The sequence below is a fragment of the Paraburkholderia flava genome (assembly GCF_004359985.1).
Taxonomy (GTDB): domain Bacteria; phylum Pseudomonadota; class Gammaproteobacteria; order Burkholderiales; family Burkholderiaceae; genus Paraburkholderia; species Paraburkholderia flava.
In genome coordinates, this window is the sequence record NZ_SMRO01000001.1 from 1,997,775 (window position 1) to 2,018,998 (window position 21,224).

At 62.5% G+C, this 21,224-nt stretch carries 18 protein-coding genes and 1 tRNA gene; 12 read left to right on the forward strand and 7 right to left on the reverse strand.

Annotated features, from left to right (window positions below; translation table 11 throughout):
- The first annotated feature begins 70 nt into the window (after positions 1-70).
- A complete protein-coding gene (locus tag E1748_RS08825) occupies positions 71-943 on the forward strand; it encodes a dienelactone hydrolase family protein (RefSeq protein WP_133646708.1) in 873 nt (290 codons plus the stop codon).
- 36 nt (positions 944-979) lie between these two features.
- Here the strand turns inward: E1748_RS08825 and E1748_RS08830 are convergent, their stop codons facing one another.
- Together E1748_RS08830 and E1748_RS08835 are read right to left on the reverse strand one after the other, a co-directional pair.
- Positions 980-1,849 (reverse strand): sulfurtransferase, encoded by an 870-nt coding sequence (locus tag E1748_RS08830; protein WP_133646709.1) that lies wholly within the window; start codon positions 1,847-1,849, stop codon positions 980-982.
- A 103-nt stretch (positions 1,850-1,952) separates the two neighbouring features.
- Positions 1,953-3,059, reverse strand: a complete 1,107-nt coding sequence (locus E1748_RS08835; protein WP_133646710.1) for an aromatic ring-hydroxylating oxygenase subunit alpha — start codon at positions 3,057-3,059, stop codon at positions 1,953-1,955.
- Between the two features lie 286 nt (positions 3,060-3,345).
- On the opposite strand from E1748_RS08835, the gene E1748_RS08840 reads away from it, so the two are divergent.
- From E1748_RS08840 to folE2, 4 genes are all read left to right on the forward strand, one after another.
- Positions 3,346-3,654, forward strand: a complete 309-nt coding sequence (locus E1748_RS08840; RefSeq protein WP_133646711.1) for an exodeoxyribonuclease VII small subunit — start codon at positions 3,346-3,348, stop codon at positions 3,652-3,654.
- Entirely contained in the window at positions 3,651-4,532 is an 882-nt protein-coding gene (locus tag E1748_RS08845) for a polyprenyl synthetase family protein (protein ID WP_133646712.1), read from the forward strand. Before E1748_RS08840 ends, E1748_RS08845 begins: the two co-directional genes overlap by 4 nt.
- A gap of 93 nt (positions 4,533-4,625) precedes the next feature.
- Entirely contained in the window at positions 4,626-6,524 is a 1,899-nt protein-coding gene (gene dxs / locus E1748_RS08850) for a 1-deoxy-D-xylulose-5-phosphate synthase (protein WP_133646713.1), read from the forward strand.
- Between the two features lie 197 nt (positions 6,525-6,721).
- Complete coding sequence (folE2, locus tag E1748_RS08855) at positions 6,722-7,528, forward strand: GTP cyclohydrolase FolE2 (protein ID WP_133646714.1); 807 nt, start codon at positions 6,722-6,724, stop codon at positions 7,526-7,528.
- A gap of 88 nt (positions 7,529-7,616) precedes the next feature.
- On the opposite strand, the gene tsaD is transcribed toward folE2, so the two are convergent.
- Positions 7,617-8,642, reverse strand: a complete 1,026-nt coding sequence (gene tsaD / locus E1748_RS08860; protein ID WP_133646715.1) for a tRNA (adenosine(37)-N6)-threonylcarbamoyltransferase complex transferase subunit TsaD — start codon at positions 8,640-8,642, stop codon at positions 7,617-7,619.
- 102 nt (positions 8,643-8,744) lie between these two features.
- On the opposite strand from tsaD, the gene E1748_RS08865 reads away from it, so the two are divergent.
- The 6 genes from E1748_RS08865 (at position 8,745) to E1748_RS08890 (ending at position 15,581) form a co-directional block, all read left to right on the forward strand.
- Complete coding sequence (locus E1748_RS08865; protein WP_240766418.1) at positions 8,745-9,962, forward strand: BaiN/RdsA family NAD(P)/FAD-dependent oxidoreductase; 1,218 nt, start codon at positions 8,745-8,747, stop codon at positions 9,960-9,962.
- A 68-nt stretch (positions 9,963-10,030) separates the two neighbouring features.
- Positions 10,031-10,243 (forward strand): 30S ribosomal protein S21, encoded by a 213-nt coding sequence (gene rpsU / locus E1748_RS08870; protein ID WP_133646717.1) that lies wholly within the window; start codon positions 10,031-10,033, stop codon positions 10,241-10,243.
- 230 nt (positions 10,244-10,473) lie between these two features.
- Complete coding sequence (locus E1748_RS08875) at positions 10,474-10,920, forward strand: GatB/YqeY domain-containing protein (protein WP_133646718.1); 447 nt, start codon at positions 10,474-10,476, stop codon at positions 10,918-10,920.
- Between the two features lie 68 nt (positions 10,921-10,988).
- Positions 10,989-12,857 carry a DNA primase gene (gene dnaG / locus E1748_RS08880; RefSeq protein ID WP_133646719.1) on the forward strand — a complete coding sequence of 623 codons (1,869 nt, stop codon included), beginning with the start codon at positions 10,989-10,991 and terminating at the stop codon, positions 12,855-12,857.
- A 78-nt stretch (positions 12,858-12,935) separates the two neighbouring features.
- Positions 12,936-15,350, forward strand: a complete 2,415-nt coding sequence (gene rpoD / locus E1748_RS08885; protein WP_133646720.1) for an RNA polymerase sigma factor RpoD — start codon at positions 12,936-12,938, stop codon at positions 15,348-15,350.
- A gap of 143 nt (positions 15,351-15,493) precedes the next feature.
- Positions 15,494-15,581 (forward strand) — tRNA-Ile (locus E1748_RS08890).
- 298 nt (positions 15,582-15,879) lie between these two features.
- Here E1748_RS08890 and E1748_RS08895 read toward each other — a convergent pair.
- Complete coding sequence (locus E1748_RS08895; protein WP_133646721.1) at positions 15,880-16,245, reverse strand: hypothetical protein; 366 nt, start codon at positions 16,243-16,245, stop codon at positions 15,880-15,882.
- A gap of 95 nt (positions 16,246-16,340) precedes the next feature.
- Between E1748_RS08895 and E1748_RS08900 the strand changes: the two genes are divergently transcribed.
- The gene (locus E1748_RS08900) at positions 16,341-17,471 is read left to right on the forward strand and encodes an acyltransferase family protein (RefSeq protein ID WP_133646722.1); all 1,131 of its coding nucleotides are present in this window, start codon (positions 16,341-16,343) and stop codon (positions 17,469-17,471) included.
- A gap of 500 nt (positions 17,472-17,971) precedes the next feature.
- Here the strand turns inward: E1748_RS08900 and E1748_RS08905 are convergent, their stop codons facing one another.
- The 3 genes from E1748_RS08905 to E1748_RS08915 are packed head-to-tail and all read right to left on the reverse strand — an operon-like array spanning position 17,972 to position 21,036.
- Positions 17,972-19,264, reverse strand: coding sequence for an MFS transporter (locus E1748_RS08905; protein ID WP_133646723.1), 1,293 nt, complete (start codon positions 19,262-19,264; stop codon positions 17,972-17,974).
- A gap of 7 nt (positions 19,265-19,271) precedes the next feature.
- A complete protein-coding gene (locus E1748_RS08910; RefSeq protein WP_205965210.1) occupies positions 19,272-19,760 on the reverse strand; it encodes a YybH family protein in 489 nt (162 codons plus the stop codon).
- Positions 19,761-19,773: 13 nt separating this feature from the next.
- Complete coding sequence (locus tag E1748_RS08915; protein ID WP_133646725.1) at positions 19,774-21,036, reverse strand: YbfB/YjiJ family MFS transporter; 1,263 nt, start codon at positions 21,034-21,036, stop codon at positions 19,774-19,776.
- Positions 21,037-21,224 lie beyond the last annotated feature (188 nt).

Consider the following 21,224-nt stretch of genomic DNA (forward strand, 5'->3'; position numbering starts at 1 on the left):
GCGTCGATGCAGCGGCTGGCCGGCAAGAGGTATGCTGTTGCCTCGTTGCCGTCCATCCGAGGAGCGCCGCATGCTGAAACCCGAAGTCGACAGTCTGGTTCCGCACGTTCCGTTCGATCGTCGAACGTTCATCAAGGCCGCACTCGGCAGCGGTTTCGCCGCTGCCGTACTGCCGGTCTCCGCACAAACCATTCACACCGATAGCGAAGGGCTCGAAGCCGGCGAGGTCGCCGTCATGTCGGGCGGCACCATCGTGCCGGCGTATCGCGCGCAGCCGTCGGGTAAGACGCATCTGCCGGTGATCATCGTCGTCCATGAGATCTTCGGCGTGCACGAGCACATCGCCGACGTGTGCCGGCGCTTCGCGAAGGCCGGTTATCTGGCGATCGCGCCGAACCTCTACACGCGCGAAGGCGATCCGTCGATCTACCCGACGATCCAGCAACTCAGCGCACAACTGGTCAGCAAGGTGCCCGACAGTCAGGTGCTCGCCGATCTCGACGCGACTGTCGCGTGGGCCGGCGAACACGGTGGGGATCTGAAGCGCGTGGGGGTCAACGGGTTTTGTTGGGGCGGTCGGATCGCGTGGCTTTACGCGGAGCACAATCCGCACGTGAAGGCGGCGGTCGCGTGGTACGGGCGCGTCGCCGGCGACCACACCGCGAATACGCCGGCCAATCCGCTCGATCTCGCCAGCAGCCTGCGCGTGCCGGTGCTGGGCCTGTACGGTCGACAGGATCCGAGCATTCCGCAGGACACGCTTGCGCAGATGAAGCAGGCGATCGCTGAAGGACCGCGCGAGGCACGCGGCTCGCAGTTCGTCGTGTACGACGATGCGGGCCACGCGTTCTTCGCCGACTATCGGCCGAGCTATCGCAAGGCGGATGCGGAAGACGGCTGGCGACGCACGCTAACCTGGTTCAGGCAGCACGGCGTCGCGTAACACGGCGAGAGACGGGCGAGCGTCGCCCGCCCGCGCTCAGGGCGTCGCGCCGGTCGCTACCGGGCGCGACGCATCCGTGCTCCACTCGCTCCACGATCCTGGGTACAGCACAGCGCCGTGCAGCCCGGCGACTTCCATCGCGAGTGCGTTGTGGCATGCGGTCACGCCGGAGCCGCATTGCAGGACGACCTTCTCCGGTGCAATGCCGGGGAGCAACGCGCCGATTTCCTCACGCAGCGTGTGGGCGGATTTGAAGCGACCGTCGGCGGTGAGGTTGTCTTTGAAGAAGCGGTTCAGCGCGCCGGGGATGTGGCCGCCCACCGGATCGAGCGTTTCGTTTTCGCCGCGATAGCGGTCGGCAGCGCGCGCATCGACGAGCGTGCGTTCGCGCGTCGCGAGATTGCGCTCGACGCCCTGCGCATCGATCGTCGCGACGAGCGGCTTGCCGGCCTGGAAATCGCCGCGTGCGTGTGGCGGTGTGTCCTGAGTCAGCGGCTGGCCGTCGGCCTGCCAGGCAGGCAGACCGCCGTCGAGCAGCGCGACCGCATCGTGACCGAGCCAGCGCAGCAACCACCATAGCCGTGCGGCGTACATGCCGCCTTGCGCGTCGTACGCGACGACCTGCTGGCCCTGCTTGAGCCCAAGCGCTGCGAGCGTATCGACGAGCTGTGCACGGTCCGGCAACGGATGACGTCCGTTGGAACCGGTCTTCGCGCCGGACAGATCGCGGTCGAGATGCAGGTAATGCGCGTGAGGCACATGGCCCGCCGCATACGCGGCTTCGCCGGCGGTCGGGGCGGCGAGATCGAAGCGGCAATCGGCGACGAAGACACTGTCGGGGGCGGCGGCTAACCGTTCCGCCAGGTTCGCGGCGGAGATCAGTGTGGTGTAGTGGGTGTGGGACATGACGGCTCCTGACAGCAGGTTCGGTTGCACCGAACGATGTCTGTAGTCTAAACAAAAAAGACGGGCTCGAAGCCCGTCTTTCCTGGTGAGTTGCCGCCTGCGTTCAGATCGTGCCGAGTTCGCGCCGCAGGAATTCGTGGAAGTGCTGCATGCCGTCTTCCATCGGGCTCTGATACGGCCCAACCTGCGACTCGCCGCGCTCCATCAGCGCGCGGCGGCCCGCATCCATGCGTTCGGCGATCTCGTCGTCCTCGCGCGCGGTTTCCATATAGGCGCCGCGCTCGGCCTCGACGAACTCGCGCTCGAACAGCGCGATTTCCTCGGGATAATAGAACTCGACGACGTTGGTCGTTTTCTGCGGTCCGCGCGGAATCAGCCATGACACGACCAGCACGTGCGGATACCACTCGATCATGATGCCCGGGTAGTACACCATCCAGATCGCGCCGAATTCCGGCGGTTCGCCGCCGCGGAAGCGCAGCACCTCGTCGTGCCACTTGCGGTACGTCGGGCTACCCGGCTGCTCGAGATCCTTGTGCACGCCGACTGTCTGCACGCTGTACCAGTCGCCGAATTCCCACGTCAGATCGTCGCAATTGACGAAGCTACCGAGGCCCGGATGGAACGGCGCGACGTGGTAGTCCTCCAGGTAGACCTCGATGAAGGACTTCCAGTTGTAGTTGCACTCGTGGACTTCGACGTGATCGAACATGAAGTTCGAGAAATCGAAATGCCGCTTCGTGCCGAGGCGCGACAGATCTTTCGCGACATCGCGACCCTGCGCTTCGAACAGCAGCCCCTGCCAGTTCTGCAGCGGCGTGCCGCCGAGATTCAGACACGGGTTGTCCGCGAAATGCGGTGCGCCGAGAAGCTGGCCGTTCAGATCGTACGTCCAGCGATGCAGGGGACAGACGATGTTCTCCGTCTGGCCGCGGCCGTTGAGCATGATCGCCTGGCGATGGCGGCACACGTTCGACAGCAGTTCGACCTGCGACTGCTGGTTGCGCACGAGCACCCGGCCCTCTTTCTCGCTGGGCAGAGCAAAATAACTCCCCGCGTCCGGCACCATGAGTTCGTGCCCGACGTAGCGAGGACCTTTCTTGAAAAGGGTGTCGATTTCGCGCTTGAGAAGCGCTTCGTCAAAGTAAGCCGTGACTGGCAGCTGGCTGTGGACAGACCGCAACTGCAATGCATTGCTCAGATTGGACATTCCCACTCCCGTGAAGACGTGAAAGCAGTGAACAACCCAACCATCGAAAATTCGATTTAGGGAGCCCGCGATTATACCGGTTTCCCCTTCCCGGGGGACACTTAAGTCCCTGATTTGGGTCAAAATTGTCGGGGAAGTTCGCGGTATTTTCAGGGTCGCGAGAATATTGTTCCGACGGCGTGGCGCGGCTCGCAGAGCCCCGCCACGCGGCTGCGGGCGCTCCAGCGGATCGGAATTGTCGCTTTTGCCGTAGAATGTCCGACTTGTTTTAATTTTGCGACGACTCATGGCGAAGACCGCAACAAAGGACGCTGCCGGCGGGTCTGTGCAAGGCGTCGACGGTGTGCCGCTGCCCGAGAGTTACGAGGCAGCGCTCGCGGAACTGGAAGGGCTGGTCGCGCGGATGGAAGGCGGCAGCCTGAGCCTCGAGGAATCGCTCGCCGCGTACCGGCGCGGCGCGGCCCTCGTCGCGTTTTGCCAGCAACAGCTGGAGAAGGTGGAACAGCAAGTGCGCGTCCTCGATGGCGAGACGCTGAAGCCGCTGCCCACGAACCCTGCAGGACCAACCGCCGCCGAGAGCGGAGACGATTTATGACTTTCGACGAATGGATGCGTTCCGTGCTCGACCGTGTCGAGACGGCGCTGGATCACTATTTGCCGGCCACGACGGTCGAGCCCGCCCAGTTGCACGAGGCGATGCGCTACGCGGTCATGGGCGGCGGCAAGCGGGTGCGCCCGCTGTTGTGTCATGCTGCCGGCGAATTGACCGGTGCTCAGGCCGGCTGTGTCGAGGCGGCTTCGGCGGCGCTCGAAATGATTCACGTGTACTCGCTCGTGCATGACGATATGCCGTGTATGGACGACGATGCACTGCGTCGCGGCAAACCGACGGTACACGTCAAATATGACGAAGCGACGGCACTGCTCGTCGGCGATGCGCTGCAGTCGCAGGCTTTCGTCGCGCTGACCGCCAACGTGCTCGCGGCGCCCCAGCAGGCGGCGCTGGTGCGCGAACTGGCGCTGGCCAGCGGCTCGGTCGGGATGGCGGGCGGTCAGGCAATCGACCTCGCGAGCGTCGGTCATACGCTCACGCGGCCGCAGCTGGAAACGATGCATCGGATGAAGACGGGCGCGCTGCTGCGTGCAGCGGTCCGGATGGGCGCCCTCGCGGGCGAGACGCCCGATGCGGCTGCGATGCGTTCGCTCGATGCGTACGCGGCCGCGGTCGGTCTGGCGTTTCAGGTGGTCGACGACATTCTCGACGTCACGACCGATTCCGCGACGCTCGGCAAGACGGCCGGCAAGGATGCGAAGGACGGTAAGCCGACCTATGTATCGATTATCGGGCTCGACGCTTCGCGCGCGCTCGCCACGCAATTGCGGGCGGACGCGCATGCGGCGCTCGTACCGTTCGGCGCGCGCGCACAGCGCCTCGCCGAGCTGGCCGACCTGGTCGTCAACCGGGTGAGCTGACGCAGTATCAACGCGGAAGCCTGCCGCCACACATACGACGCTACGGTGTGTGAACGAAGTGCGGGCACGCAGTTTTCCTACAATGGAACGACGATGTACGACTTGCTGAAAACCATTGACGACCCGGCGGCCTTGCGCCGCCTCGATCGTCGCCAGCTGCAACCGCTCGCAGACGAGTTGCGTGCCTTCGTGCTCGACAGCGTTTCGCAAACGGGCGGCCACCTGTCGTCGAATCTCGGTACGGTCGAACTGACGATCGCGCTGCATTACGTGTTCGAAACACCGCGCGACCGGATCGTCTGGGATGTGGGTCATCAAACGTATCCGCACAAGATTCTCACGGGCCGTCGCGAACAGATGCACACGCTGCGTCAACTCGACGGCATCTCCGGTTTTCCGCGTCGCAGCGAGTCCGAATACGACACGTTCGGCACCGCGCATTCGAGCACGTCGATCTCGGCCGCGTTCGGCATGGCCGTCGCGTCGAAGCTGCAGAACGCAGGGCGCTATTCGATCGCCGTGATCGGCGACGGCGCGATGACCGCGGGCATGGCCTTCGAGGCACTGAACAATGCGGGCGTGGCCGACGACGTCCCGCTGCTCGTGATCCTCAACGACAACGACATGTCGATCTCGCCGCCGGTCGGCGCGTTGAATCGCCATCTCGCACGTTTGATGTCCGGCCGTTTCTACGCAGCGGCTCGCGCTGGCGTCGAGCGCGTGCTGCGCGTCGCGCCGCCGATGCTCGACCTCGCACGCAAGCTCGAAGAACACGCGAAGGGCATGATCGTGCCGGCTACGCTGTTCGAAGAGTTCGGCTTCAACTACATCGGGCCGATCGACGGTCACGATCTCGATTCGCTGATCCCGACGCTGCAGAACATCAAGGAACTGCGCGGTCCGCAGTTCCTGCACGTCGTGACGAAGAAAGGCCAGGGCTACAAGCTCGCCGAGGCCGATCCGGTGCTGTATCACGGTCCCGGCAAGTTCAATCCGGCCGAAGGCATCAAGCCGTCCACCGCGCCCAGCAAGAAGACCTACACGCACGTGTTCGGCGAATGGCTGTGCGACGCGGCCGAGCTCGACGCACGCGTGGTCGGCATCACGCCGGCGATGCGTGAAGGCTCCGGCATGGTCGAGTTCGAGAAGCGCTTCCCGGATCGCTATTTCGACGTCGGCATCGCCGAGCAGCACGCCGTGACGTTCGCGGGCGGCCTCGCTGCCGACGGCATGAAGCCGGTGGTCGCGATCTATTCGACGTTCCTGCAGCGTGCATACGATCAACTGATTCACGACGTCGCGTTGCAGAACCTGCCGGTGGTATTCGCGATCGATCGTGCGGGTCTCGTCGGCGCCGATGGCGCGACGCACGCGGGCGCATACGACCTCGCGTTCCTGCGCTGCATCCCGAACATGACGGTGATGGCCGCGTCCGACGAAAACGAATGCCGTCAGATGCTCTACACGGCATTGCAGCAGCCGAATCCGACGGCCGTGCGTTATCCGCGCGGCGCCGGCACGGGTGTCGCGACGGTCAAGCAGATGGTGGCGCTGCCGCTCGGCAAGGGCGAAGTGCGTCGCGAGACGTCGCAAGCCGCCGGCAAACGCATCGCGATCCTCGCGTTCGGCACGATGGTCGCGCCGGCGCTCGCCGCCGCGGAGCAACTGGACGCGACCGTCGCGAACATGCGCTTCGTTAAGCCGCTCGACGCCGAACTGGTCCGCCAGCTCGCAGAAACCCACGACGCAATCGTCACGGTCGAAGAAGGCTGTGTGATGGGCGGCGCGGGTTCGGCCTGCGTCGAAGCCCTGCTGGAGAGTGGGGTTATGCGGCCGGTGCTACAGTTGGGCCTGCCCGACCGGTTCATCGATCACGGCGACCCCGCGAAGCTGCTGGCGGAATGCGGCCTCGACGGTGCCGGCATCGCGAAGTCGATTCGCGAGCGTTTCGTGGATCATGCGGCCGGCAAGTCGGTGAAGCGCGTCGCCTGATTGCACAAGTGAGATGGCCGGCTTCGCCCGGTCTTCGCTGACATAACAATCCCCGCTTGAGTCGATGGGCCTGACGGCCCGTCATGCATCGCCGGCATCTGCCGGCGTTTGCCGTTTCGCCTTTGCCCGCGTAATGGAATAGATTGCCGCGTGCGACGTTATATTCACATCGCCGTGCGACCAATGAGGACAAGAAGATGAACCAGATGAATCCCGCCTTCGTGATGCCCGACGTGCAAAGCACGCTCGACACACGCCAGATTCCGATCCAGCGGGTCGGCGTCAAGGCGGTGCGGCATCCGGTGACCGTGCGTACGCAAGCCGGCGACGTGCAGCACACGGTCGGTATGTGGAACCTCGATGTCCATCTGCCCGCCGACCAGAAGGGCACGCACATGTCGCGCTTCGTCGCGCTGCTCGAAGAGAACCGCACGCCGCTCGACGTCGCTGCGTTCCGCTCGATGCTCGCGTCGATGCTCGAGAAGCTCGAAGCCGAAGCGGGTCGTATCGAAGTGTCGTTTCCGTATTTCGTCAGCAAGGTGGCGCCGGTATCGGGCGTGCAGAGCCTGCTCGATTACGAAGTCACGCTGACCGGCGAAACCCGCAACGGGACGACGCGGGTGTTTCTGAAGGTGCTGGTGCCGGTGACGAGCCTGTGCCCGTGCTCGAAAAAGATCTCGCAGTACGGCGCGCACAACCAGCGCTCGCACGTGACGATCGACGCCGAACTGGCCGGCGACGTTCCGGTGGAAGCGTTGATCCGGATCGCGGAAGAAGAGGCATCGTGCGAACTGTGGGGTCTGCTGAAGCGCCCCGACGAGAAGTTCGTCACCGAGCGTGCGTATGAAAATCCGAAGTTCGTCGAAGATCTGGTGCGCGATGTCGCGCAGCGATTGAATGCGGATGAGCGGGTCGTCGCGTATGTGCTCGAAGCCGAGAACTTCGAATCGATCCACAACCACAGCGCGTATGCGCTGATCGAACACGACAAGCGCGTGCGTTGATCTGGGCGTTGGTTATACGGTTGTCGTGATGAAGAAATGGCCGCTCGATGAGCGGCCATTTTTTTGAAGGGCGTTCGCTGTGACGCGGCTAGCGCGCGAGCGATGCCAGATCCCAGCGCGGCTTCACCGTGAACGCGTAGTCGTTGCTTGCCTGCGCGGGCCAGCGCTGCAGACGCAGCGCGCCGGCCAGCGCGATCATCGCGCCGTTGTCCGTGCACAGCGACAGGTCCGGGTAATGCACGTCGAACCCGCGTTTCTTCGCGGCCGCCGACAGCGCCTCGCGCAGTTGCCGGTTCGCACCGACACCACCCGCCACCACCAGCCGCTTCAACTGCGTGCGCTTGAGCGCCGCCAGCGACTTCGCCGCGAGCACGTCGACGGCTGCATCGACGAAACCACGCGCAATGTCGGCCTTGGGCTGCTCGCAGAGATTGGAGCCGAGCTTCTTCACTTGGGTCAGCACCGCGGTCTTGAGACCGCTGAAGCTGAAATCGAGGTCGCCCGAATGCAGCATCGGGCGCGGCAACGCGACGGCGCCTGGCGTGCCGAACTCGGCGAGTCGCGAGACTTCCGGGCCGCCCGGGTAACCGAGGCCGAGCAGTTTGGCTGTTTTGTCGAAGGCTTCACCGGCTGCGTCGTCGAGCGTTTCGCCGAGCGTTTCGTATTCGCCGACATCGGTAACGCGCATCAGCTGCGTATGGCCGCCGGACACCAGCAGCGCGACGAACGGGAACGGCGGCGGCTCGTCGACCAGCAGCGGCGACAGCAGATGCCCTTCGAGGTGGTGAATGCCGATCGTCGGTTTGTTCCAGGCCATCGCGAGCGCGTTGGCGATGCTCGCGCCGACCAGCAGCGCGCCGGCCAGTCCTGGCCCTTGCGTGAACGCGATCGCGTCGATCGCTTCGCGTGCGCAGCCCGAGCGCGCGAGCACGTCTTCGAGCAGCGGCAGCGCACGGCGAATGTGATCGCGCGACGCGAGTTCCGGCACCACGCCGCCGTACTCCCGGTGCATCGCGATCTGCGAATGCAGCGCGTGAGCGAGCAGGCCCCGCTCCGTGTCGTAGAGCGCGAGACCGGTTTCGTCGCAGGAGCTTTCGATACCGAGAACGAGCATGATTCGTGGGCTGGGCGGCTGCGAGGAGCGCGTGCCGCAAGGTCTGAGGGAAGCCTGAAAGTATAGCAGTGAGGGGGTGGGGCCGCAGGTACAATGCGCGCCATGGAATCTTTCGATATTGCCGTGATCGGCGCGGGGGCGGCCGGCATGATGTGCGCGGCGGTGGCCGGCCAGCTTGGCCGGCGCGTCGTGTTGATCGACCATTCGCCGCGACTTGCCGAGAAAATCCGCATCTCGGGCGGCGGCCGCTGCAACTTCACGAATCTGCACGCCGGGCCTGCGAACTATCTGTCGGCTAATCCGCACTTCTGCCGTTCCGCGCTGGCCCGCTATACGCCGCGCGATTTCATGACGCTACTCAAGCGCTATCGCGTGACATGGCACGAGAAGCACAAGGGCCAGCTGTTCTGCGACCAGTCGAGCGATGCGGTGATCGACGTGCTCAAGAGCGAGTGCGACGCAGGCGGTATCGCGTGGCGCCGGCCGCTCGCCGTCGAGCAGGTGCGGCAAAACGCGGACGGCGGTTTTACGCTCGATACCGGTTCAGGCCCGATCGGCGCCCGCGCGCTGATCGTTGCAACGGGCGGCCTGTCGATTCCGAAGATCGGTGCAACCGACTTCGCCTATCGTCTGGCGAAACAGTTCGGGCACAAGCTGATCGACACACGCCCGGCGCTCGTTCCGTTGACCTTCGCCGCAGCCGACTGGGCGCCTTTTGCGGCGCTGTCCGGCGTATCGCTCGAGGTGCGGCTCAATACCGGTGCAAAGAAGACGGGCGGCGAGTTCGTTGAGGATCTGCTGCTGACCCACCGCGGCCTGTCGGGTCCAGGCGTGCTGCAGCTATCGAGCTTCTGGCAGCCCGGCGAGCCGATTCACGTGAATCTGCTGCCCGAGCAGGATGCCGTCGCATCGCTGCTGGAGGCGAAGGCCGGCTCGAAGCGCCAGATTGCGAACCTGCTCGCCGAATGGGTGCCCGCGCGGCTCGCGCAGGTCTGGCTGGAAACGCACCGGATCGCCGCCGACGCGCGGGTCGCCGATCTGCCCGACCGGACGTTGCGCGGCATCGGCGATGCGTTGTCGCGCTGGACGCTGACGCCGAACGGCACCGAAGGCTACCGGAAGGCGGAGGTGACGAAGGGCGGGGTCGATACGCGGGAGCTGTCGTCCGCGACGATGATGAGTGCTCGCGTGCCCGGGCTGTACTTTATCGGCGAGGCCGTGGACGTCACCGGCTGGCTGGGGGGCTACAACTTCCAATGGGCATGGGCATCCGGCGTGGCTGCCGGACAGGCGGCAGCGGACTATACGCTGGGGGCTTGACTCGACCGTGTCTTTGTGCAGAACGTCTGCTATAATCGTCAATCTTTGCCAAGCTCCGTTATTGAAAAATGACGACGATCCGCTTAAAAGAAAACGAGCCTTTCGAGGTCGCGATGCGCCGGTTCAAGCGCACGATCGAGAAAAACGGCTTGTTGACTGAACTCCGGGCGCGCGAATTTTACGAGAAGCCAACGGCCGAACGTAAGCGCAAGAAGGCGGCGGCGGTAAAGCGTCATTTCAAGCGGCTGCGCAGCCAGATGCTGCCAAAGAAGTTTTACTGATTCTGGCGTTGCCGCGGCTCCGGCTACCGGCGACGTATCCACAAACCGGCAACCGGCGGTGCCCTCGGCACCGCAAGCGGAACAGCCAGGCCTGTGAGGCCGTCATGGTAAGGCCGCATCCACTACGCGCAATTGCGCCGACCCGCTTGGAGGTGTTCTCAAGCGGGTTTTTGTGTTGATGCGCCTGGCTTTTCGAGATTGCTGCAACCCTCCAACGCACCAGGTGACGAATGAGCCTCAAGGATCAGATCAGCGACGATATGAAAACCGCGATGCGGGCGCGCGAGACCGAACGTCTCGGCACGATCCGTCTGCTGCTCGCGGCAATCAAGCAGCGTGAAGTCGACGATCGCGTGACGCTCGACGACGCAGCGATCACCGTCGTGATCGACAAGATGATCAAGCAGCGCAAGGACTCGATCAGCCAGTTCGAAGCGGCCGGTCGCGACGACCTGGTCAGCAAGGAGCAGGGCGAACTGGCGGTGCTGAGTGCGTACATGCCGGCGCAGATGTCGGACGCGGAAATCGCCGCCGAGGTCGACGCTGCCGTCGCGCAGACCGGTGCCGCCGGTCCGCAGGACATGGGCAAGGTCATGGGCGTTCTGAAGCCGAAGCTCGCAGGCCGTGCCGACATGACCGCCGTGTCCGCCAAGGTCAAGGCAGCGCTCAGCAAGTAAACCTTTTTGAGGCCACGCGGCTCGTCGGAGCCGCGTGGCCCGTGTATTTCGGGACATCGTCGTACACCGTGATTCCACCCTCGTTCCTGCAGGACCTGCTGACCCGCGTCGATATCGTCGACGTGGTCGGACGGTATGTGCAGTTGAAAAAGGGCGGCGCGAATTTCATGGGGCTGTGCCCGTTTCATAACGAGAAGAGCCCTTCGTTCACCGTTAGTCCGACTAAGCAGTTCTATCACTGCTTCGGGTGTGGCGCGCACGGTACCGCGATCGGTTTTCTGATGGAGCATGCCGGGCTCACGTTTCCGGAAGCGGTGGACGAGCTTGCGCAGTCGGTAGGTTTGACGGTGCCGCGCGAGCCGTCGCCGATGCGTGGCGGTGGGGGCGGCGAAGGCTATGCGCCGGCGGCATCGAAGGCGGTGACGACGGCGTTGTCGGATCTCATGCAGACGTCGTGCGACTTTTATCGCAAGCAGTTGCGCGGTGCGCCGAACGCGATCGAGTATCTGAAAAAGCGGGGCTTGACCGGTGAAATCGCGGCGCGCTTCGGGCTCGGCTATGCGCCGGACGGCTGGCAGAACCTCGAGGCTACGTTCCCCAACTATCGGGACGACGCGCTGGTCGAAGCGGGGCTTGTGATCGTCAGCGAAAAGTCCGACGCGCAAGGTCAGTCGCGCCGCTACGACCGCTTTCGCGAACGGATCATGTTCCCGATCCGCAACGTGAAGGGGCAGGTGATCGGCTTCGGCGGACGGGTGCTGGATGGGGGCGAGCCCAAGTATTTGAATTCGCCGGAAACGCCGCTATTTAACAAGGGTAGCGAACTGTACGGGCTGTTCGAGGCCCGGCTGGCTATTCGCGAACAGCAGTACGTGCTGGTGGTCGAAGGGTACATGGATGTGGTCGCGCTGGCGCAACTGGGGTTCCAGAACGCGGTGGCGACACTCGGTACCGCGTGCACGCCGATTCACGTGCAGAAGCTGATGCGTCAGACCGATACGGTGATTTTCAGCTTCGACGGCGATTCGGCCGGGCGTCGCGCGGCGCGGCGCGCGCTCGACGCGTGTCTGCCGCACGCGGCCGACAACCGGACGATCCGCTTCCTGTTTTTGCCGTCCGAGCACGATCCGGACAGCTATGTGCGCGAGTTCGGTACGGAAGGATTTGCAGAGCAGGTCAAGCGCGCGATGCCGCTGTCGCAGTTCCTGCTAAACGAAGTGCTGACCGGTAAGGAACTCGATCAGCCCGAAGGGCGTGCTCGCGCGTTGTTCGACGCGAAGCCGCTGCTGCAGGCGTTGCCCGCCAATGCATTGCGGGCGCAGATCATGCATATGTTCGCGGACCGGCTCGACATACCGTTCGAGGAAGTCGCGGCGCTGTGCGAGGTCGATGCGCGGATCGCGGCTGCGGCGCGTACGGCACCGGCGCGCAAGGATCGTCGCAGCGTCACGGGTATCGAGCAGCGCGCATTGCGCAACCTTGTCATGCATCCGCGTATCGTGATTGCGCTCGATGACGACGCGGAGCAGGCGCTGGTGACGATCACGCGCCACGGAGAATTGTTCGAAGAGGTCGCGACGCATGCGCGCGCACTCGGTGAATCCGCCGAGTTCCAGCTGCTGTCGGACCTGTTGCGAAACGGGGCAAACGCCCCCACCTTCGAGGAAATCTTTCGCGAAATTCTGGACTATGATGAAAACGTCCGGGATTTGTTACTGAAGAATCCGGAAGACGCCGCCGTCATCGAGGAGCGCCGCGAACACGAACGGCTGGCGGGCGAGGAACTGAAGGCGGCGATCCTGAAGATGCGTTACGACACATGCTGCGACCGGCTCGAACAGCTCTCGCGGCAGTCGAAGCATACCCCCGAGGATTTCGCGGAACTGACGGACTTGAATCAGAAGCGGGCTGACATGAAACGTCAGCTCGGGCTGTAAGCAGGGAGGGGCTGAAACCGAGGTGCTATAATTAAAGGTTTTCAGCGGTTTGTTTTCCAAGGCAAAAGGCGAATTGCAATGGCAAAGACTACAGGCGGAAAGAAAGCGACAGGCAAGGGCTCTGAGGAGCCGACCAGAACGGTCACACAGGCCAGATCTGCTACTTCCGTGAAAAAAACGTCAGCCGAAAGTACAGCGCCTGTTGCATCAAGGAAGAAACCCTCGACCGTATCCGCCGCGCGAGCGGCACCGGAAAGCGTGGCAAAACCCGTGGCCAAGGCCTCGGCGAAAGCTGTGCAACCGGCTGCGAAGCGGCCGAGTTCCAGAAGCGCAAGGGAAGCGGCTGCCGCGCAGGACGATGCGGCAGCGCGCGAGACTCCAGTATCCACGGTTCAACCGGCTGTTGTCCAGCAGCCGCGAGTCGAGACTACAGCCAGTACGGCGAACTCCATGACGAAAAAGCTGAACGAAGTATCCGTCGATGACGAAGCAACCCCGAGCGAAGAACCCGTTGCCGTTGCCGTTCCCGGCAAGGTCGAAAAGGCCAAGGCACGTGATCGTCGCGCGAAGGAAAAGGCGCTGCTGAAGGACGCGTTCGCGTCCGCGCAGCCGGGCACGGTCGAAGAACTGGAAGAGCGCCGTGCGAAACTGCGCGCGCTGATCAAGCTCGGCAAGGAGCGTGGCTTCCTCACGCACGCCGAAATCAACGATCACCTGCCGGACAACTTTGCCGAGACCGAAGCGATCGAAGGCATCATCAGCACGTTCAACGACATGGGCGTGGCTGTGTACGAGCAGGCGCCCGATGCCGAAACGCTGCTGCTGAACGACAACGCGCCGGCGGCTTCGTCGGACGATGAAGTCGAAGAGGAAGCGGAAGTCGCGCTGTCCACCGTCGATTCCGAATTCGGCCGCACGACCGATCCCGTCCGCATGTACATGCGCGAAATGGGCACGGTCGAGCTGTTGACGCGCGAAGGCGAAATCGAAATCGCGAAGCGTATCGAAGACGGCCTCAAGCACATGGTGATGGCAATCTCCGCGTGCCCGACGACGATCGCGGAAATTCTTGCGAATGCCGAGCGCGTCGCGAACGAAGAGATCCGCATCGACGAACTCGTCGACGGTCTGATCGATGCCGACGCGGCTGACGCCGACGGCTTCTCCGCGCAGGAAGCGGAAGAGATCGAGAACGAGACCGAAGAAGAGGAAGCCGACGAGGAAGAAGAGGAAGACGACGACGGCACCGCGCAGGCCACGGCCAATGCGGCGCAGCTCGAAGCCCTCAAGCGCGCGTCGCTCGAAAAATTCGCGTCGATCAGCGAATGGTTCGACAAGATGCGCCGCGCGTTCGAGAAGGAAGGCTACAAGTCGAAGTCGTACCTGAAGGCGCAGGAAACGATCCAGAACGAACTGATGAGCATCCGCTTCACCGCGCGTACCGTCGAGCGTCTGTGCGACACGCTGCGTGCGCAGGTGGACGAAGTGCGTCAGGTCGAACGGCAGATCCTGCATACGGTCGTCGACAAGTGCGGCATGCCGCGCGCGGAATTCATCGCGCGTTTCCCGGGCAGCGAAACGGATCTCGAATGGTCCGAGAAGATCGTTGCCGAGGGGCATGCGTACAGCGCGATTCTCACGCGTAACATCCCGGCGATCCGCGAACAGCAGCAACGTCTGCTGGATCTGCAGGCGCGTGTCGTGCTGCCGCTGAAGGACCTGAAGGAAACCAATCGTCAGATGGCGGCGGGTGAACTGAAGGCGCGTCAGGCGAAGCGCGAGATGACCGAAGCGAACCTGCGTCTCGTGATCTCGATCGCGAAGAAGTATACGAACCGCGGCCTGCAGTTCCTGGATCTGATCCAGGAAGGCAACATTGGCCTGATGAAGGCGGTGGACAAGTTCGAATACCGGCGCGGCTACAAGTTCTCGACGTACGCGACGTGGTGGATCCGCCAGGCCATCACGCGTTCGATCGCCGACCAGGCGCGCACGATCCGGATTCCGGTTCACATGATCGAAACGATCAACAAGATGAACCGCATCTCGCGGCAGATCCTGCAGGAAACCGGTCTCGAGCCGGATCCGGCAACGCTCGCCGAGAAGATGGAGATGCCGGAAGACAAGATCCGCAAGATCATGAAGATCGCGAAGGAACCGATCTCGATGGAAACGCCGATCGGCGACGACGACGATTCGCATCTCGGCGACTTCATCGAGGACACGAACACCGTCGCACCGGCCGATGCAGCGCTGCATGCGAGCATGCGCGACGTCGTGAAGGACGTGCTCGACTCGTTGACGCCGCGCGAAGCGAAGGTGTTGCGGATGCGTTTCGGTATCGAGATGAGCACCGATCACACGCTCGAAGAAGTCGGTAAGCAGTTCGACGTGACGCGTGAACGGATCCGTCAGATCGAGGCGAAGGCGCTGCGCAAGCTGCGTCACCCGAGCCGTTCGGACAAGCTGAAATCGTTCCTCGAAGGCAATTGATCGCACGCTGCGACTGACGTCGCGGCATAGGGGCCTCCCGGTCGTTTCGCGCAAGCGAGGCGGTCCACGGAGGCCCCTTTTTCGTGTACCATGGCGCGCAGTCTATAAACGCAGACCCGGACTCCGCCGGGTCTTTTCGTTTCGGGCCGGACGCCGTGCTGGTTGCAGGCAGCGGACTCATAATCCGCCTCCGAAAGGACATCGTGGGTTCGAATCCCACCCGGCCCACCAAGCCAGCATTGGCCCGAAAAAATCGAGACGTTACCGACGATTTTCGAGGTGTGGGTTTTTCTGCCCATCCCAATTGTCTTGTCGCCTTACATCACACCCTGTGCAGCCAAGCGATGTTCACAGTGCGGCCGCTCGCGATCGTGGAGGTCGAGTACAGTGCATCGAGATTCGACGGGTCGGGTTGAGCCACGCATCGATATGCTCGGCCTTGATAGGGTTGATGCAACGATCGTGATCGGCCGCAGCAACCTCGGGCGGCGGCTCGTCGGTGATTGCGGCGAACGAAAGTAGATCTGGCTCATCGGCACCAGTTCAGTGCAACCACAAGCAGGCAATGAGCATCGGCTCGCCTGTGTTCGCGCCGAAATTCGATGATGATGTTCTCTTTCTCTTCGCCGGGCTCCAATTCCCTGCCTTCCATGCAGTGCCGTTTCACGTTCTCATAGAAACCGTCGACCAGCGCGAGGCCATGTGAATACCCGAGTTGCCCCTTCCAGAAGCGTTCGAGACTATTGACGAGCGATACAGGCGCCTGGAAACTTCGTATCGTAAACTTCGATTTGCCAGCGGGGTCACAATGATAGTGCATAGGCTTGATAACGCGCTGTCCATCCTCCAAACGATCACCGGCGCAATGGATCTCAACGACTGCCGTGTTATCCATGCAAGCCCCGGAAATGAAAAGCCCGCTTGGGGCTGGCTGGTATATTGTTGGTCTTCAGATACAAAATCTTCCCGACCAGACGGGCGCACTCCACAATGAAACGTGAACTTGACTGGATTCAGGCATTGCGCGGTATCGCTGCGCTGCTTGTTGTCATCTGCCATGCCCGCGTCGTGCTACGAGGTACGCCGTATGAAGCTTTTGCAGAACGGGCAATGACTCCCGGAGCACTAGGTGTCGATCTGTTCTTCATGATCTCCGGATTCATCATGACTTACACGACAGCACATAACGATGGCTCCATTCGCTACACAGCCGCATTCCTGATAAAGCGGCTGGCGAGGATCTGGCCTGTATACGTCGCGGCCGTCATTGCGAATCTGATGCTTTCTCCGACGCACTTCGGAATCGTGCTTTCGTCGTGGGATCTTTCGCGCCTCTATCTGAAGAGCTTGATGTTCCTGCCGAACGATGCAACGAAGCCGCCATTCTTCGACATGCCATACGCTGTCGGATGGACTCTCAATTTCGAGATTTACTTCTATCTTGTCTTTGCCGTATCTCTCCTGTTCGGCAAACTGAGATGGGTAGCGTTGGCTGTGTGGTTTATTTTTACCCTCATCATCCTGCCGATTCATATGACAGGCCATGCAGGATTGAATATCCAGGTGACTAACGGATTCTCGCGGGCATATTTCGTGATGGTCACAAACCCTATTATTTGGGAGTTCGCCATTGGGGCCGCAATCGGCCTTTTATACAACAGCGACATAGCGCTTCCAAAATCCGTCGCGACATACGCATTGCTTGCCGCATCGATCACCTTTGCGCTGTGGTACGACTTTTCATGGCATGGAACTTTCAACGGCCTTGACCAGTGGGGAGTGCCGCTGCCATTCATGCTGATCGTGATGGCGCTTGCCAGCAAGCGCATCGAATTGAAAGTACCGAGAATGCTGGTATGGCTTGGCGGAGTGTCTTATTCGCTCTACCTGTTCCATCCAATCGCGGCCGACGGCCTGGAAATGGCGATATTGACGGCCGGACACGCGGGCTTCATACATACATGGTGGGGCTCATTGTCGATAATCCTGTTTGCCGTCGCCGTAGCCTATGTAGCTAATAAACTATTCGAAGAGGGTTTGTCGAAATGGGTCAGAAAATGGTTACTTCACTTTCTCGATCTGTTCAATCGACACCCTGAGATAAAGGGTGTCAGAGGCTAGAACGATCATCGATCTAGCCGCTTCTCAACATCCACTGCTACCCCCGAGGTTTCCGGTGCAAATGATGGTCTAACTGGCCATCCGCGCATTGTGCCGATCCACCCGAAAATCGCCGTCCTCGCACGACGAATCAAATTCACGCAAACAGACAAGGTGTTCGATCACGCGTTCCGGCGTGTGCGGGCTCACATTATTCATCGGCGCTCTTCCACGATTTCAGACATGCCACTGCGTCTGAAAAGATCAACGCAGGCGTCGACCTTTTCACTATTAGTGGAGTGTTGGGTCACACAGCAATCATCGTTGCTGTTTCGGACCGCATGAACCTCGTGTTCTTGGGCTTTAATGCATCTAAAAGCATCGAGAGGTGACCTTGTATGGGCTCGTAGTCCGCTCGAATCCCGTCCCACCCACCAGTGGTTCGCGTCACCCTCGTCTAAACCCTTCCTCTTGCAGTCTCTGTCCGATCTCTTCGCGTCAAGTGCTTCCAGGAGCAAACGTCACACGGCGCTATCACGCATGAGCCTGTGACGAAGTCCCCGCCCCCGCACCCACCAATTCACCGCAGCACAAACCACCAACAACCCCCCCGTCACAAAAAACACCTCCCGCAACCCCACAAGCGCCCCGATCTGCCCACCAATCAACGGCCCCACAACCTGCCCCGTGAACTGCGCCGACTGCAGATACCCCAGCGTTTTCCCCGAATGATTTTCATCGACCGATTGGCGCACCAGCTTCGCGATCGACGGCAGCAGACCCGCAATCGTCATCCCCATCACGCCGCGTAGCGCGGCGAGTTGCCACCAGTGCGTGACGAACGCCTGCGGCAGCATCACGAGTCCCGTCACGACGAGGCAACCGATGATCACGTTCCAGCTGCCGACCCGGTCGGCGAGTGCGCCGAGCCTCGGCGCGGTCAGCATGCTGCCGAACGCGGACGACGCCATCACGATGCCGGCCACGCGCGTCAGATGATCGTGCGGCACGCCGAGTTGTCCGATGTACACGGTGATGATCGGCTCGATCGACATGTTGGCGAGCAGCACCATCATCGCGGTCAGCAGCAGTGCGACGAGAACCGCGCGCCGCGACGCGGTCTCGCGATTACCCGGCGCGGCCACGCGCGCACGCACGTCCACATGCGGGTCGAAATCTTCGCGGACCAGAAAAATCGTCGCGACCGCAGCGACCGCGATCATCGCGCCGCCGACGAAGAACGTCCCGCGAATGCCGACCCATGCAGGCAAAAATCCCCCCACCAGCGGACCAATCAGATTACCCGCCAGCGCGCCCGTCGAGAGCACACCGAGCGCCCATCCAGCCCGTTCGCGCGGCGCCTGCGTGCCGACCATCACGATCGACGCCGACGCATAACCACCGACCAGGCCCGCCACCAGCCGAAGCCCAACAAGCATCGCGACGCTGTGCGCAACGCCGATCAACGACATCACGACCGCCATCCCGATCGCCGCGCGAATGAGCATCGGCTTGCGGCCATAGCGATCGGCGAGTCGTCCCCACAGCGGCGCGGTAACCGCAGTACCCAGGAACGTCGCGCCGAACGCGACGCCCGACCATTGCACGATCGCGGCCGACGACGTCACGCCGAGCTGCTCGACATACAGCGGCAGAAACGGCAGCAGCATGCTCAGGCTCACCAGCGTCGTGAACGATCCGAACACGCACACGGCGAGGTTGCGTTTCCAGTACGGCTGATTACGCTCGACGTAACTGGGCCGAACAAGCGGCGCTGCGGCCGCATCGGCAGGCATATCCAATGAGCGGTTCATGATCGGCTCACGCACCCGCACCCGCAGACAAATCCACCGGCGCCCCAAAAATCATCCGCTGATACTCCGCCAGCAACGCAGGCTCTTCGATCGACCCATGATGATGCACCTGACGCCACACCCCATCGATCTTCACAAACCAGCGCGTCGTGCGGATGCGCAGATCGATCGTCGTGTCGCCCACCGTGCTGGTGCCTTTCTCGCGCCCCACGAAGATATGCCAGTCGTCGCCACCGTCGCTCGTGAAATCATGGAACGTCACGTGAACGCTCGCCGGTCCGTTGAACAGTTTCTGATACCCGTCGCGAATCGACGGCCAGCCACGACGAATGCCGCCGATCGGGTTGTCCATGCTCGGACGTTCGCCATCGGCCCAGTTCGCGGCGAGCGCATCGAGATCGCCATGATTGAACGCGTGGTAGAAGCCGATGAGTGCATCGAGCGGACTGCCGTCATCAGCGCGCACTTCGTTGCCGGTGATCTGATCGGGTTTCATGTTCATGATCCTTTCAAGGTTGTTCGGTGAGAGAGCGATTACGGTTACTCACAGCGACGACAAGATCGATCGCCAGTGCGAGCACCATCGCCGCAGCGCCGATCGAGAACAGCAGCCGGTAGTCGCCGCTACCGTGCGAGAAGACGAAGGACAATCCGTACGCGGCCACGGCCTGGAACAACGCGAACGCGACAGTCGCCGTGCGCCACGCCGGATCCTGTTGTGACGGATGATGCGCGAGCAGTTCGTGTACTCGTCCCAGCACGAGCGGAACGGTGCCCGTCACAAAGGCGCCGACGACGACGCTCGACACGATCAGCCACCCACTGCCGAGTCCGAGCGCAGGGATCGCGACGCCGGCGATCTGCAGCGTGAACGCGATCCGCAGCGCGCGGCCGAAGCCGACGCGATCCGCGAGCACGCCCGCGAGAACCGGTCCGACGGTCGCGCCGATACCGAACAGTACCCAGTACTCGGCACCGACCTGCAACCCCTTGCCGAGCCCACGCGCGACGAAGTCGACCAGAAAGATCATGTGCGGTACCCAGCCGGCCGCATTCAACGCGTACTCGACGTACAGCGCGTACAGCGAACTGGAGCGCGGCGCATGACGTGCATGGGCATGCGTGTCAGCGTGAGCATGAGCGGAGGCCGTCGGCGCAGCAGCCTGCGTCGGCCAGCCCTTCCACGCGATCGCGGTCAGAATCAGCGACAGCACGCCGAGCCCGATCCACGCGGCACGCAAACCGTTCTGCAGCAGCAGCGGGACCAGCGTGCCCGACGCCGCGACCCCAACGCCCACGCCCATGAAGATCACACCGCCGGCGAGACCGCGCCGCGACGGCGCGATGTGCGGCAGCACGGCCGGTGCGGCGAGCACCATCAGCGCACCGCCTGCCATGCCGGACAGAAAGCGCCACACGAAGAACCACGAAAACGAAACCGGGTACGCACACGCGATGAACGCAAGCGTCGCGAGCACCATCATCGCGCGCAGCGTGGCGACGACGCTCGTGCGGGCGGCGATCGGTCGGCCGAGTAATGCGCCCGCCAGATAACCGGCCAGATTGGCCGCGCCGAGATACGCGGCCATCGACGCATCGAACCAGTGCGCGCCGATGATCGCGGGCAGCAACGGCGTGTACGCAAAACGCGCAAGCCCAATGCCGACGAGGCTGGCGCAAAAGCCGGCCACGGTCGCCCAGCGCGTATTGACGGGCGTTGCATGCGTTCCAGGCTTTCCGGATGTGCGGCGAGATGTCGCGATCGTGTTCATGGTCCGATCCTTCACTTCACTCAATTCGATAACTGAAGGCTACGCGCTATCACTAATCCGAAGAACTGAATTGATTTGATAGCAGCTATCTTATTTGCAGATAGGTGCTATGCTGAAATTCCGCGCCTGAATCGCTTCCACGGCGACTAGAATCGAACCGTGGCTTCCGACAAAGCTCCCGAAAACCT

What these genes read in the sequence shown, in the direction of transcription:
- E1748_RS08835 (WP_133646710.1), bottom strand. Translation starts at nt 3,059, where the DNA reads ATGTCCAATCTGAGCAATGCATTGCAGTTGCGGTCTGTCCACAGCCAG.
- E1748_RS08875 (WP_133646718.1), top strand. Translation starts at nt 10,474, where the DNA reads ATGAGCCTCAAGGATCAGATCAGCGACGATATGAAAACCGCGATGCGG.
- dxs (WP_133646713.1), top strand. Translation starts at nt 4,626, where the DNA reads ATGTACGACTTGCTGAAAACCATTGACGACCCGGCGGCCTTGCGCCGC.
- E1748_RS08840 (WP_133646711.1), top strand. Translation starts at nt 3,346, where the DNA reads ATGGCGAAGACCGCAACAAAGGACGCTGCCGGCGGGTCTGTGCAAGGC.
- tsaD (WP_133646715.1), bottom strand. Translation starts at nt 8,642, where the DNA reads ATGCTCGTTCTCGGTATCGAAAGCTCCTGCGACGAAACCGGTCTCGCG.
- E1748_RS08865 (WP_240766418.1), top strand. Translation starts at nt 8,745, where the DNA reads ATGGAATCTTTCGATATTGCCGTGATCGGCGCGGGGGCGGCCGGCATG.
- E1748_RS08910 (WP_205965210.1), bottom strand. Translation starts at nt 19,760, where the DNA reads ATGAAACCCGATCAGATCACCGGCAACGAAGTGCGCGCTGATGACGGC.
- rpsU (WP_133646717.1), top strand. Translation starts at nt 10,031, where the DNA reads ATGACGACGATCCGCTTAAAAGAAAACGAGCCTTTCGAGGTCGCGATG.
- folE2 (WP_133646714.1), top strand. Translation starts at nt 6,722, where the DNA reads ATGAACCAGATGAATCCCGCCTTCGTGATGCCCGACGTGCAAAGCACG.
- E1748_RS08830 (WP_133646709.1), bottom strand. Translation starts at nt 1,849, where the DNA reads ATGTCCCACACCCACTACACCACACTGATCTCCGCCGCGAACCTGGCG.
- E1748_RS08915 (WP_133646725.1), bottom strand. Translation starts at nt 21,036, where the DNA reads ATGAACACGATCGCGACATCTCGCCGCACATCCGGAAAGCCTGGAACG.
- E1748_RS08895 (WP_133646721.1), bottom strand. Translation starts at nt 16,245, where the DNA reads ATGGATAACACGGCAGTCGTTGAGATCCATTGCGCCGGTGATCGTTTG.
- E1748_RS08900 (WP_133646722.1), top strand. Translation starts at nt 16,341, where the DNA reads ATGAAACGTGAACTTGACTGGATTCAGGCATTGCGCGGTATCGCTGCG.
- E1748_RS08825 (WP_133646708.1), top strand. Translation starts at nt 71, where the DNA reads ATGCTGAAACCCGAAGTCGACAGTCTGGTTCCGCACGTTCCGTTCGAT.
- rpoD (WP_133646720.1), top strand. Translation starts at nt 12,936, where the DNA reads ATGGCAAAGACTACAGGCGGAAAGAAAGCGACAGGCAAGGGCTCTGAG.
- E1748_RS08845 (WP_133646712.1), top strand. Translation starts at nt 3,651, where the DNA reads ATGACTTTCGACGAATGGATGCGTTCCGTGCTCGACCGTGTCGAGACG.
- E1748_RS08905 (WP_133646723.1), bottom strand. Translation starts at nt 19,264, where the DNA reads ATGAACCGCTCATTGGATATGCCTGCCGATGCGGCCGCAGCGCCGCTT.